Raw genomic sequence first — 13,813 nt, 5'->3', positions numbered from 1 at the left:
GGAGCTGAAAAGCTATAATTTTTGTATATAATTAATATACCATATTTTATATGATTAGTGATAGAATAAAAAATATATAACCAGCTATCGGTTTTTTGGATAGTAGTTATATGATTTGCCGGCGGTATTTTTTGCGTACAATAATATTGGTATGCAATATGTATATAGTTATCGCAAAAACAGATAACTGGATATACATTTTTGCTATTAACACTTTTCATCCGTAATGTGGTATGGTTTAGTTAAGGAATTGAGATGATAACTGTTATACCGCATTTGAAAAGGAGTGTTGAATATGGAAAACTATAAATCTGGATTCGGTACAAAAGCCATACATGCAGGAAATAATAAAGACGATCGTTTCGGTGCGCTTACAATGCCGATTTATCAAACGTCGACATTTTATTTTAACAGCTGTGAAGAAGGCGGCAGGCGTTTTGCGGGAGAAGAGGCGGGATATATATACACGCGTTTGGGGAACCCGACTTCAAACGTACTTGAGAGAAAAGTTGCGGCGCTTGAATCAGGAGAGGCCGCGGCGGCAACGTCAAGCGGTATGGGCGCAATTTCATCAACGCTTTGGACAGTTGCGGGGGCAGGAAAGCATATTATCGCGGACAGCACATTATACGGCTGTACTTTCGCTCTGCTTGCACATGGCATGCCGAGGTATGGCGTTGAGGTAACGTTTGTAAATACTTCAAATCTTGATGAAATAAAGGCCGCGCTTAAAGAAAACACAGTTGCCGTATATCTTGAAACGCCGGCAAACCCAAATCTTAAAATTGCCGATATTTCGGCTATTGCCGAAACGGCTCACAGCTATAACAGTGAAATAAAAGTAATCTGTGACAACACTTTTGCAACTCCGTGCCTCCAAAGGCCGCTTGAGCTTGGGGCGGACATAGTCGTTCACTCCGCAACGAAATATTTAAACGGACACGGAGACGTTATAGCCGGTTTTGTAATAGGCAAGGCTGATTTTATAAATGAAGTGAAAATGTTCGGTATTAAGGATATGACAGGCTCCGTCCTTGGGCCTCAGGAAGCGTTTTTGATTTTGAGAGGCCTTAAAACACTTGAAATCAGAATGAAACGCCATTGCGAAAATGCAAGGGCAATAGCACAGTTCCTTGATAAACATGAAAAGATTGAGAAGGTTTATTATCCGGGACTTGAAAGCCATGTAAATTATGAAGTGGCCAAAAAACAGATGTCGGATTTCGGCGGTATGGTATCATTTGAGGTTAAAGGTGGAAAAGCTGCCGGCATGAAGCTTGTTAACGCGCTTAAGCTTTGTACGATAGCCGTAAGCCTTGGCGATGCGGAAACTCTTGTGGAGCATCCTGCAAGCATGACCCATTCGACATATTCGCCTAAAGATCTTGCCGACGCCGGCATACCAGAAGGGCTTGTAAGGCTTTCGGCAGGCCTTGAAAACGCAGAAGATATTATATATGACATTGAACAGGCTTTGAAAGAGATTTAATACACGCGGCAGTTTGCATAGTTGCTTTATGGAATTTGTGAAAATTAAACCCCTCGTTTACTTTTAATTTGCCGTATACGTTTTAACCCCTGCAAATGCGTTGCGGCGGCTTAATGAAGAAAAATGCCTCCCCCTCTTAAAAAGAAAAAGAGGGAGAGGCGCCTTTTTATTGAAACTTATACGTTTTCTGCAAGAGTACATGTCGCTATGTAACTGCCGTATTGTAGGGATTGCGGTTTATATACGTCAGAAAACGGCATATTTCAAAAATTTATCTGCACAAAAGCGTATCGTTTTATGTTGCTACGGAATTATGCCGCACAAAAATTATGGTTATTTTTTTGGAGGGATGATTTCAATCCAGTAATTATCGGGATCGCTGATAAAATAAATTCCCATGTCAGGATTTTCAAAACATATGCATCCCATTTCTTTATGTTTTTTGTATGCCGCTTCGTAATCGTCCGCCTCAACTGCCAGATGAAATTCATTTTCACCGAGGTTATAAGGCTCTTTCCTGTCACGCAGCCATGTAAGTTCAAGAGAAAAGCCTGTTTTCCCATCGCCGAGATAAACAAGTATCCATTCGCCTTCAGAAGGGCTTGTTTTGCGGCGTACTTCTTTCAGGCCAAGGGCTTCTTCATAAAATTTAATGCTCTTTTCGAGATCCAATACATTATAATTAAAGTGGTTGAATACAAACATATTTATTGCCTCCTTTTGAATATTAATGATTGTGGCCGCATCCGTCATGGTGGTGATGTTCATGAGTGCAGCAGTCATGGTCATGATCGCCGCCGTCATTTTCCGTTCTGTAATTAAACCCGTTGTCTGTAAAAATAGTGCCGGCCTTGTCGATAATCAGCAGGGCCTGTTCAAATGACGAAGCAGTATCGATGCCGTTTTTGATATAATCCATAAGTTCGTGTATATCCATGGCAATAGGAAGGCTTGCAATAAGCAGCTGCATTGCCGGTTTTCTTATGGTAAGCGGGAGTGAAGAAAAGTATCCGCGCATAAACGATAAAAAATTATCGAAGGCGTCGTTTTTGAAGCTTTCGTCTGCCGCCGGCATGTTCCTGTCCGTATTGAAATTAAATATTTCCCTGTTTATATCGCAGTAGAAGGCGTCGCGGACAAAGCCTTCCGTTGCCAAAATTTTTGCCGCGTCATCGTCAAACGTATCGTATGAACCGAGTTTTTCAAGAAGCGGAAGCTCTTTTTTGTTAATTTCGTTGGATTTGTCGATAACGGGTTCGATATATCCTTCAAGAAGTTTTGTAACTGTCTCGGTAAAAGCCAAATCGTCGGGGTTTTGCAGCATTTCACATACTTTGTGGTATACGTCGCCGTATCCGAAATTGCTTTCTGTCAGATCGTCAAAGGTAAAATTAAGATAATGAAGTATTATAAGGGAATTCGCCGCGTTTAATATTTCCTGACAATAGTCCTCTATTTCGGAAAGGCTGTCAAATATCCCGTCAATATCGTCAAATTCTTTTTCAAGTTCTTCGTCGTTAAGCTCGGATGGTTTTATACCGTATTTTTCTTTGAGGCTTTCGGCTATTTCTGGAAAGTATTTGCCGTAGTCCGGCGAACTGTCGGGAGCGCATGTATTTTTAAATGTTTCAAGCGAAGTTTTTATAAATTCTTTGCTTTCACCGCTGAAAGCCAACGAAAGGCTCTTTTCAACAAGACCGAAATATTTGTCGCGTCCCATTTTAAAAGGAACGCATTTAAAAAGCTGGCCCATAAAGCTTTTCTGTTCGGAAAGGCTTTCTGCATGCTGTATAAATTCAATACAGTCGGTATAGAACATGGAAAGTTCAATTTCTTTGTTTTTTCCGTCCATTTCTTTATATTTGCGCAAAGCCGTTTCATCGCTTATAACTGTTGAAATTATATTAAGCTGCGCAAAGTATCTGTAAATGTTTGAGTATATTTTGACTATGCCGTTTTTGATTTCAAATGATTTTTGCAGGCCAACGGACTTTTTTTCGCTGTCCTGCAAATTTTCGCAAAGTCTGCATGTTAATTCGTGTATATTTTCTTTAAGTTCGATTATTTCGCTGTGGACGGTATATTTTTCGGCAAAACTGTTTTCGCCAATATCCTCGCAGCAGCTTAACAAAAGAAGCAGGAAACTGCCGACGGCACAGTTATATATATATTCGGTTGACAGGCCTGTGATATTTTTTTCCAATTTGTTATTATCCATAAATTACTCCTTTCGCATTACGTATTATTATAGTGCATATTTTTCCCAATAACAATACTTTACAGCCCTTTTTTATGGTAGTATAATTTTTGCTTTAATGAGGAGGGAGCTTATGAAGTATTCAAATATTGTAAAAGGCATTTTTGTAAATAGGCCTAATCGTTTCACGGCAAATGTTATTATAGACGGAAAAGAAGAAAAGGCACATGTTAAAAATACCGGAAGGTGCAGGGAACTTCTGATTGAAGGCGTAGCGGCGGCGCTTGAAAAGAGTTCAAATCCCGGCAGAAAAACCGCATATTCGCTTATCGGCGTTTATAAAGGAGAAACTCTTGTAAACATGGATTCCCAGGTACCCAACGCCGTTGCGGCTGAAGCCCTTGCCGAGGGGAAGATTGAAGAAATCGGCGCGGTTGACTGCATAAAAAGGGAAGTAAAATATAAGGACAGCCGTTTTGACATATATTATGAAAAGGCCGGGAAGCGGGGATTTATTGAAGTAAAAGGCGTAACGCTTGAAAACGGAGGAGTCGCGTCGTTTCCTGACGCGCCTACGGCAAGAGGGACGAAACACATGCAAGAGCTTGCCGAAGCTGTTGGAGAAGGGTATGAAGCGGCAGTTTTATTTTTGATACAGCTTGGCGGTGTTGATACGTTCGTACCTAATTACGATGCGGATTTAAAGTTTTGCACGGCATTGAAAGAGGCGAAAGCCGCGGGAGTTAAAATTATGGCGTACGGATGTTATGTAAACATTGATGAAATAAAAATCGATAAAAAAATAGATGTAAAACTTCGGTAAAATATAAGCAAAATATCAGTGTTTTTGGCTTATTATATTGACATTTTTACAGAGTTTAATCATAATATAATTATAAATAAAAGGGAAGGGGCGGTTTAAATGGAAGCGCTTAAAATATGTTTCAGCATTATATGCCCGATAAACGATACCTTTTATTTTCAAGCAAAAAATTCAGTGTGTTTCGGCAGCCGTTTGTCCTTTGGGGCAAAACGGCTTTTTTAATGCTTTAAAATTTAAAATACGGGAGGGATTATTATTTTACAGATTAAAAAATCTAAAATCAATGACGAGTACATAGTTTATAACCCCCATAATTTTAAGCTTCACACGCACACAAGGCATAAACGCATAGCCGTTGTAATTAAAAACAACGTTGAACGGCATCGTATGCCTAAAAGCAAGGATTTGAGGATGCTTTACAGCCATATAAGGGTTACTGCAAACAAAAAGTATATTAAAATGATAGAAGAACGCATAGCGGATATATTGGCGGAGAAAAAGAACTTTGACAAGACCGCGTAAATTGCAAAATATTTGGCGCTGCTATTGGGGAAAATACCTCAAAGCGGCGCTTTTTTTATTTTATGCTGTTATTATTTATTAATGCGGATTCGATTTTAATTATAAAGCGGCAGTTTGCAAAACGGCAGTCAGTAAACCGTGCCATGCTGTTTTTGAGGCTTTATAATAATTCGCCGCCGGAAATTATATGGTTTGAATTATAAAGATTTTTTAAGCGCAAAAGGTTTTTAAGACGTTATTTCCGTATATATTTAATGGCGAACGGATTTTATATATTAAGATTTGCGCTTAAAATTGAAAGTATATTGACATATTGCAGTTTTGTGTTACTATATTCAGGAAATATTTGATAAGGCTTAGGAGGCTTTTTATGTTATTAAAAAAACAACAGCTTAATCCGACGAAACTCATAGCCCTCGGATATTGTGCGATTATACTTATCGGGGCGGTTTTGCTGACGCTTCCGATATCTTCCAAAAACGGCGTTATGACACCTTTTATTGACGCTTTATTTACGGCTGCAACTTCAACATGCGTAACGGGGCTGGTTGTTTATGATACATACAGCCACTGGTCTTTGTTCGGCCAGCTCATTATAATAACGCTTATACAGGTTGGAGGCATAGGGTTTATGACAGTGGCTATATCTGCCGTTTCGCTTACAAAAAGGAAGATAGGCCTTTCAAACAGGTATGTAATGCAGGAATCCATTGCGGCGCCTCACATGGGCGGAATTGTCCGCCTTACTAAGCTGGTTGTTTTCGGAACGCTTTTTTTTGAAATTTCCGGAGCGTTTTTGCTTTCATTCAAGTTTATACCGGAACTTGGGGCGCTCAGGGGAATATATTTTTCAGTGTTCCATTCGGTGTCGGCATTTTGCAATGCCGGAATAGATCTTATGGGATATTATTCGCCTTTTTCATCTCTTGTTACTGTCGGGAACAATTATTTGTTTTTGATTGTTATAATGGGGCTTATTATAGTGGGCGGTCTTGGCTTTTTTGTTTGGAGCGATTTGTTGGAGCACGGGCTTAAATTTAAGCGGTACAGTCTCCATACGAAGGTTGTTTTGGCCACGACAGTTTTCCTTATTATATTCGGCGCGGTTTTAATATATATTTTTGAAATGAAAGGGACTGCTTTTCAGGGTATGGAACAGCATCAGAAAGTGATGGCGTCTTTGTTTCAGGCCGTTTCGCCGCGGACAGCCGGTTTTAATTCCATTGATCTTACTGCTTTGACAGACTCCAGCCTGCTTTTAATTATATGCCTCATGATTGTCGGCGGCTCGCCCGGATCGACGGCAGGAGGAATAAAGACCACTACGTTTACTATACTTGTGCTGAGTATTGTTGCCGTTGTGAAAAGGAAAAAGTCGGTTGAATGTTTTTCACGAAGGATTGACGAAGAAACTTTCCGGCAGGTTTGCAGTATTTTAATGATGTATTTAATACTTGTAATGTTTTCAACAATGGCCGTATGCGCCATTGACGGGCTTGATTTTATGGCTGTGCTTTTTGAAACCTCTTCGGCGGTAGGCACAGTCGGTCTTACGCTGGGCATAACTCCTGAACTCAGCGGAGTTTCAAAGTTTATTGTGCTGCTTTTAATGTATTTCGGAAGGGTTGGCGGAATAAGCGTGCTGCTTGCTATTTCAAACAGGGTTCCGGCGGCTTACAGGTATCCGCAGGAAAAAATTGCAGTTGGATAATTGATTTTTGGAGGTAAAAACATGAAATCGATACTTATAATCGGCTTGGGACGTTTCGGCAGGCATATGGCAAAAAAATTCCTTGAGCAGGGAAATGAAGTTCTCGGAGTCGATATGGATGAAGAAAGGGTAAACGACGCTTTGGATGTTCTTACAAGCGCGCAGATCGGGGACGCCAAAACAGAAAGGTTTGTGGAACATCTGGGAGTGAGGAATTTCGATCTGTGCGTTGTGGCTATCGGCGATGATTTCCAAGGTTCGCTTGAAACCACGTCGCTTTTAAAAGAGTACGGCGCCAAATTTGTCCTTGCACGGGCGAGCAGGGACGTTCATGCAAAATTCCTTTTGAGAAACGGGGCCGACAGGATTGTTTATGCCGAAAGGGAAATGGCCGAAAGGCTTGCCGTAACATATGGCTCGGACAATATATTCGATTATGTCGAATTGACGGACGAATATTCTATTTATGAAATAAAGATTCCCGAAAGCTGGATTGGCCACAGCATTATCAAGCTGAATGTCCGTTCAAAGTACGGAATTAACGTGCTGGCGATCAAAAACGAAGGGGTTATCAACCCGGCCCCATGCCCGGAACATATTTTTTCGGATAAAGAAACTATGATTGTAATGGGCCACAATGACGACGTTGAAAAAATAACGCATTTAAAATAGCAATATTCGGCTGTAAGTTTTACCTGTGCAGAATGTTAGCGCGCCCCTGCTGAGCAGTATTAAAGCAGGGGATTTTTTACAAATAATGTAATGCCGCTTTTGCTTGTATTTTTGATTCATAAAGAGGGTGCGTTCGGATTTTAAAATATATCGTGCGGATGTAAGGCTTAAGCAAAACGACTGAACTGATTTTTTAAAAGTATAGTTATCTTTGAAGAAGTTTAACATTGCGGCGTTCCATTTCTATTACTCCTTCTTCTTTCAGATTTTTTATTTCCCTCATCATTGCGCTTCTGTCGGTGCAGATATAATCGGCAAGGGCGGTAACTGAAAACGGCAGTGTAAACGAACTGCTTTTGCGGTTTGCGGCAGTTATATTAAAATAGCATAACAGTTTGCCGCGTATTGTTCTCTGGCTTAAAACTTCAACGCGGCTGCTCATCAGCAGAAGCTTATCTGCAATCATCTTAAAAAGGTTCTGCACAAGGAGCGTGTGGTGGTTGCAGGCATTTTGGCATCGTTTTGTTATATGTTCGTAATCGAGGAAAAGTACGGTGCAGTTTTTTTGGCATAGTACAAATATACTGTCTTTGGAACTGCCTGAAAAAGCTATTTCTTCGCCGAATATGCTGCCGCTTTCAAGGGTTTCGAGTATTGATCTGTTGCCTTCAAAATCTATGCGCACCATTAAAGCAAGCCCGGATTCTATAATGCCGACCTGTGAGCTGTTTACAGAATAATCGCATATTATTTCGCCTGATTTAAATGTTTTTTTAATACTGCCGAAACATTCCATCATTTGTTTGTATTCTTCAGGCGTTATTTCGTTAAAAAGGCCGCAGTCACCAAATCCCATAAAATCACCTCTCTTGTTGCAAATGCAACAGTAAAAATATAGAATTATGGTATCATATATTTATATAAATGTAAATAAGGAGGTTATAAATATGGTTGACGTTATTGTTTTAAATGGAGAAATAGATGAAAACGAAAAAATGGCGTATGTTAATTACGGCAAAAAACAGTATCCGCACAGGGAAATTGAATCTGTCGAGGTATCTTTGGACGGTGAATTTGTGGATTTAAAGTACCGCTTTAAAAGCGCTCCTCCTTTTGAAAGGATAAGGAGGATTACGGGATACCTTGTGGGAACTACGGAAAGGTGGAACGACGCTAAAAGAGCCGAGGAGAGGGACAGGGTTAAACATTCTGTTTTTTGAAACGGCGGCATAAAGCATTTTAGAGATAAAATAAGGCATATTTTTGAATCCGGGGAGATTTTTTACTATATTTTTAGTAAAAGGTTAAGAATTTTGTTATGGTAATTTCCGTGCCAATTCGTTAAGCTTAATATATAATACTTTTACATAAGGGGGTATATATATGGCTTTAGGACTGATGGCGGTTTTTATGGGAATAATACTTGCAGTTTCGATTACAAGCATTATACTTTTGCTTGTTGTGACAAACCCGAAGGCTGTTACGTTTATAATTGGATTTACTGCCGTTGCGGCGTTATTCGTGGCATATATTAACGCGTCGTCGCGGCCGACAAATGACGTTGCGGGAATTGCGGTTTCATACTGTTTCGGTATACTTCCGCTTGCAGCGCTTGTTTTACGGTTTGGTTTTGGCAAATACGATACAGTTTCAAAGCTTCTTATAGGCGCGTCAATAGTTATAAGCGTAATAATGATAATAATATAATAAGAAAATATTGTTGCGCTGAAAAATCCGGCTTTGCAAAAGAAATACAATAAGCCGGATTTTTTGTATGCGTGTCGTTCGGTCTGCAAAGGATAACAGGTTAAAACAGCCATAAGCGGCCTGACGGCTGTATTAATTTTATACATACTTTTAAACTGCCGCATTGGCAGGACAATTTTTTGATATTTTTGGCGCAAATGCACATGCATAAAGGAAGGCGGAGCGTATCTAACGCAATATGGACGCAGAGGCGCAGTCGTTTCGGGAAATAAAATTCAAAAGCCCGTATGTGTATGCAAAGTTGAAAACAGATGAATTTTAAATGTAAATCATACTTGATATAAGCCTGATGTAAAATTTATGCAATTATGTTTTAAACCGGGACAAAGGGGAAATAATAAACGTGAAAAAGCGCCATATAGAAATAAAATACTAGCCATAAAGAAAAAGCCTTGACATAAAGGCTTGGTTTTGGTAAGATAATGAGAAGTCACCTAAGGTGGAAATGCATTATGTCTGCATACTTAGGTTGTATTATACCATAGGTATTTTAATATTACAATACAATAATTTTATATTTATAATAAAAGTGGTGTTTTTTACTAAAATTATCCGCTTGGAATATACTGTTGTTGTACAATATCTATATTTATATATTAAAAAAATAAGAATTTCTTGAAATTTTACGGCTTTTGCCTCGCTGCTGATCAAAGGTGGTGCAGGCAAAGGTCTAAGTCTGTTTAAGGAATTCTATATTTTGCGTTAGGAAGAAGTACAAATAAATCAAGGAGTGACGAAGCCATGGAGAAAAACAGGATTCACTCTGTCAAGCAGGGCGACGGAGTAAGAAAGAGCTATTCAAGGATTAACGAAGTTCTTGAAATGCCAAATCTGATTGAGGTTCAGAAAGAAAGCTACGACTGGTTTTTAAGGGAAGGGCTTAAGGAAGCTTTTGAAGATATTTCGCCGATAACAGATTTCAGCGGCAACCTTGTGCTTGAGTTTACGGACTTTTCTTTGGACAGCGAACCGAAATATTCCATTGAAGAATGTAAGGAAAGGGACGCGACTTATGCCGCCCCGCTTAAAATAAAGGCGAGGCTTAACAATAAAGAACTTGATGAAATTAAAGAGCAGGAATTGTTTATGGGCGATTTCCCTCTTATGACTGACACAGGAACTTTTGTTATCAACGGTGCTGAACGTGTAATCGTCAGCCAGCTTGTACGTTCTCCCGGCATATATTACGCTTCTGATTTTGACAAAGTAGGCAAAAAACTCCTTTCGGCAACAGTAATCCCCAACAGGGGCGCATGGCTTGAATATGAAACAGATTCCAACGACGTTTTTTACGTCCGTGTTGACAGGACGAGGAAAGTTCCCGTAACTGTCCTTATAAGGGCTCTCGGTTTCGGCACGGATAATGAAATAATACAGATGTTCGGCGAAGAGCCGAAAATTATGGCAACGATTGAAAAGGATCCGAGCAAGTCATATGAGGAAGGCCTTGTTGAAATTTATAAAAAACTCCGTCCCGGCGAACCTCCTACGGTCGAAAGTTCCGAAACGCTTTTAAGGGGCATGTTTTTCGACCCTAAAAGGTACGACCTTGCAAAAGTCGGAAGGTATAAATTCAATAAAAAACTTGCCTTAAGGAACAGGATTAACGGCGCCGTGCTTGCCGAAAACGTAGTTGATCCGATTACAGGCGAAATTGTCGCCGAAGCGGGAGAAAAGCTCGATCTCGAAAGGTGCGACGCAATTCAGGACAGCGGCGTCGGATACGTTATAATTGAAACGGAAGAGGAAAGGACAATTAAAATCCTCACAAACCAGACTGTTTCAATCGAGCCTTACATTTCGGAGTTCGGCCTTAAAGCCGAGGACGTAAATATTAAGGAAAAAGTTTATTTCCCCGAATTAAAGAAAATTTTGGACGAATTTACGTCTGCCGAAGAAATTAAACTTGCGGTTAAAGAAAGGCACAGCCTTCTTTTGCCTAAACATATAACTATACAAGATATTATGGCGTCTATAAATTATGTTATGCAGTTAGATTATGGTTTCGGCAATGTAGACGACATCGACCACCTCGGCAACCGTCGTATACGCTGCGTAGGCGAGCTTCTCCAAAACCAGTTCAGGATTGGGCTTTCCAGGATGGAAAGGGTAGTAAGGGAAAGGATGACAATTCAGGATCTCGACGTTGTTACCCCTCAGGCTCTTATTAACGTGCGTCCCGTAACGGCGGCCATAAAGGAATTTTTCGGAAGCTCACAGCTTTCCCAGTTTATGGATCAAAACAACCCTCTTTCGGAACTTACGCATAAACGCCGTCTTTCGGCTCTCGGCCCGGGAGGCCTTTCAAGGGAAAGGGCAGGTTTCGAGGTGCGTGACGTTCATCACTCCCATTACGGCAGAATGTGCCCTATAGAAACGCCTGAAGGCCCTAACATCGGCCTTATTAACTCGCTTGCAACTTTTGCCCGTATAAACGAATACGGATTTATAGAAGCGCCTTACAGGAAAATAGACAAATCCGGCGATGAACCAAGGGTTACGGACGAATATATTTATGTGACTGCTGATGAAGAAGAAAATTACATGGTAGCCCAGGCCAACGAACCTTTAACCGAGGACGGATATTTTGTCCATAGGAAAGTTTCCGGCCGTTACCGTGAAGATATTATAGAAGTTGACAGGAAGGAAATCCACCTTATGGACGTAAGCCCTAAGCAGATGGTTTCGGTTGCTACGGCTTTGATACCTTTCCTTGAAAATGACGACGCAAACCGCGCTCTCATGGGATCGAACATGCAGCGTCAGGCCGTGCCGCTTCTTGTAACGGATTCGCCTATAGTCGGAACAGGCATGGAATACAAAGCCGCAAAGGACTCGGGTATATGCGTTATTTCAAAACATGACGGCGTTGTTGAACGCGTTTCGGCAAACCAGATTGTCGTTAAGGCCGACAGCGGCGAGAGGGACGTTTATAAGCTTATAAAATACCAAAGGAGCAACCAAAGCACATGCCTTAACCAAAGGCCTATAATATCTATAGGCGAAAGGGTTAAAGCAGGGCAGATTATAGCCGACGGCGCGTCGACTTCAAACGGCGAGCTTGCTCTCGGAAAAAATCCTCTTATAGGGTTTATGACGTGGGAAGGCTATAACTACGAGGACGCTGTACTTTTAAGTGAAAAGCTTGTGCAGGAGGACGTTTATACGTCTGTTCACATTGATGAGTACGAGGCTGAAGCCAGGGATACGAAACTCGGACCTGAAGAAATAACAAGGGATATACCGAACGTGGGCGATGATGCGCTCCGCGACCTCGACGAGAGGGGAATTATCAGAATAGGGGCGGAAGTAAGGCCGAACGATATACTTGTAGGCAAAGTAACTCCTAAAGGGGAAACCGAACTTACCGCCGAGGAAAGGCTTTTGCGCGCTATATTCGGAGAAAAGGCAAGGGAAGTAAGGGATACCTCCCTCAGAGTTCCGCACGGAGCCACAGGCATTATAGTGGACGTGAAAATATATACAAGAGAAAACGGCGACGATATAGGGCCGGGAGTTAACCAGCTCGTGCGCGTTTATATAGCGCAGAAAAGGAAAATATCGGTTGGCGACAAGATGGCCGGGCGTCATGGAAACAAAGGTGTTGTTTCACGCGTGCTTCCCGTTGAAGATATGCCGTTCCTTCCAAACGGCAGGCCTCTTGATATTGTCCTTAACCCACTGGGTATACCTTCCCGTATGAATATAGGGCAGGTGCTTGAAACGCATTTAAGCCTTGCGGCAAACGTGCTTGGCTGGAAAGTTGCAACGCCTGTTTTTGACGGCGCGGACGAGATTGACATTATGGATACCCTCGAGATGGCCAACGACTATGTAAACACCGACTGGGAAGAATTTTCCGAAAAATGGAAGCCTCTGCTTGAAGGCGATATTTATGATGAACTTTATGAAAACAGAAACCACAGGGAAGCGTGGAAAGGCGTTAAATTAAGCAGGGACGGAAAGGTTGAACTCAGGGACGGCAGAAGCGGCGACGTTTTTGACAACAGGGTTACGGTAGGTTTTATGCATTATCTCAAACTTCACCACCTTGTAGACGACAAAATCCATGCTCGTTCAACAGGACCGTACTCGCTTGTTACACAGCAGCCTTTGGGCGGCAAGGCGCAGTTCGGCGGCCAGCGTTTCGGAGAAATGGAGGTTTGGGCTCTGGAAGCATACGGCGCGGCATACACGCTTCAGGAAATACTTACGGTTAAATCAGACGATATCGTAGGCCGTGTTAAAACGTATGAATCTATTGTTAAAGGCGAAAATATACCGGAGCCGGGCGTGCCCGAATCGTTTAAGGTACTCCTTAAAGAGCTTCAGTCCCTCGGCCTTGATATAAGGGTTCTCCGCGAGGATAAGACGGAAGTTGAGATAAAAGAATCTATAGACGACGTTGACGATTTAAATGTTACAATAGACGGTTTTGAAACCGACGACGATGAACTTAGAAGGCCTAACCCATATGCCGGCAATGAGGAAAATATTGAGGACCCGCTTGATTTCCTTTTCGGCGACGAGGAAATGCCCGAAAACGGCGGCGATCTCGACGACGATGATATTTTGGGCGACGACCTGCTGGACGTTGACGATGATTTTGATGATGAAGAGTAAGGGGGAAGT

General features: G+C 41.5%; 11 protein-coding genes. 8 read left to right on the top strand and 3 right to left on the bottom strand.

The window, feature by feature from the left end:
• Positions 1-295: 295 nt before the first annotated feature.
• Positions 296-1,489, top strand: a complete 1,194-nt coding sequence (gene megL / locus NE664_04510) for a methionine gamma-lyase (protein MCQ4725925.1) — start codon at positions 296-298, stop codon at positions 1,487-1,489.
• Positions 1,490-1,822: 333 nt separating this feature from the next.
• On the opposite strand, the gene NE664_04505 is transcribed toward megL, so the two are convergent.
• Both NE664_04505 and NE664_04500 read right to left on the bottom strand, forming a co-directional pair.
• Positions 1,823-2,194, bottom strand: coding sequence for a VOC family protein (locus NE664_04505; GenBank protein MCQ4725924.1), 372 nt, complete (start codon positions 2,192-2,194; stop codon positions 1,823-1,825).
• A gap of 22 nt (positions 2,195-2,216) precedes the next feature.
• The gene (locus NE664_04500) at positions 2,217-3,707 is read right to left on the bottom strand and encodes a hypothetical protein (GenBank protein ID MCQ4725923.1); all 1,491 of its coding nucleotides are present in this window, start codon (positions 3,705-3,707) and stop codon (positions 2,217-2,219) included.
• 112 nt (positions 3,708-3,819) lie between these two features.
• Between NE664_04500 and sfsA the strand changes: the two genes are divergently transcribed.
• The 4 genes from sfsA (at position 3,820) to NE664_04480 (ending at position 7,414) form a co-directional block, all read left to right on the top strand.
• Positions 3,820-4,509 (top strand): DNA/RNA nuclease SfsA, encoded by a 690-nt coding sequence (sfsA, locus tag NE664_04495; protein ID MCQ4725922.1) that lies wholly within the window; start codon positions 3,820-3,822, stop codon positions 4,507-4,509.
• Positions 4,510-4,896: 387 nt separating this feature from the next.
• Entirely contained in the window at positions 4,897-5,031 is a 135-nt protein-coding gene (locus NE664_04490) for a hypothetical protein (protein MCQ4725921.1), read from the top strand.
• A 370-nt stretch (positions 5,032-5,401) separates the two neighbouring features.
• Positions 5,402-6,742 (top strand): Trk family potassium uptake protein, encoded by a 1,341-nt coding sequence (locus NE664_04485; protein ID MCQ4725920.1) that lies wholly within the window; start codon positions 5,402-5,404, stop codon positions 6,740-6,742.
• A gap of 21 nt (positions 6,743-6,763) precedes the next feature.
• Positions 6,764-7,414: a TrkA family potassium uptake protein gene (locus NE664_04480; GenBank protein MCQ4725919.1), complete on the top strand. Its 651-nt coding sequence runs from the start codon at positions 6,764-6,766 to the stop codon at positions 7,412-7,414.
• 205 nt (positions 7,415-7,619) lie between these two features.
• On the opposite strand, the gene NE664_04475 is transcribed toward NE664_04480, so the two are convergent.
• Positions 7,620-8,270, bottom strand: a complete 651-nt coding sequence (locus tag NE664_04475; protein MCQ4725918.1) for a Crp/Fnr family transcriptional regulator — start codon at positions 8,268-8,270, stop codon at positions 7,620-7,622.
• A gap of 91 nt (positions 8,271-8,361) precedes the next feature.
• Here NE664_04475 and NE664_04470 point away from each other — a divergent pair, with 91 nt between their 5' ends.
• The 3 genes from NE664_04470 (at position 8,362) to NE664_04460 (ending at position 13,804) form a co-directional block, all read left to right on the top strand.
• Positions 8,362-8,634, top strand: coding sequence for a hypothetical protein (locus NE664_04470; GenBank protein MCQ4725917.1), 273 nt, complete (start codon positions 8,362-8,364; stop codon positions 8,632-8,634).
• A gap of 163 nt (positions 8,635-8,797) precedes the next feature.
• Positions 8,798-9,121, top strand: coding sequence for a hypothetical protein (locus tag NE664_04465; protein MCQ4725916.1), 324 nt, complete (start codon positions 8,798-8,800; stop codon positions 9,119-9,121).
• Positions 9,122-9,922: 801 nt separating this feature from the next.
• Positions 9,923-13,804, top strand: coding sequence for a DNA-directed RNA polymerase subunit beta (locus NE664_04460; GenBank protein ID MCQ4725915.1), 3,882 nt, complete (start codon positions 9,923-9,925; stop codon positions 13,802-13,804).
• The last annotated feature ends 9 nt before the right edge of the window (positions 13,805-13,813 follow it).

Origin of the sequence: Anaerotignum faecicola, assembly GCA_024460105.1 — a bacterium.
In the GTDB taxonomy this organism is placed as follows: domain Bacteria; phylum Bacillota; class Clostridia; order Lachnospirales; family Anaerotignaceae; genus JANFXS01.
The sequence above is the reverse complement of the archived record's forward strand: the minus strand, read 5'-3'. Positions and strand labels throughout refer to the sequence as shown.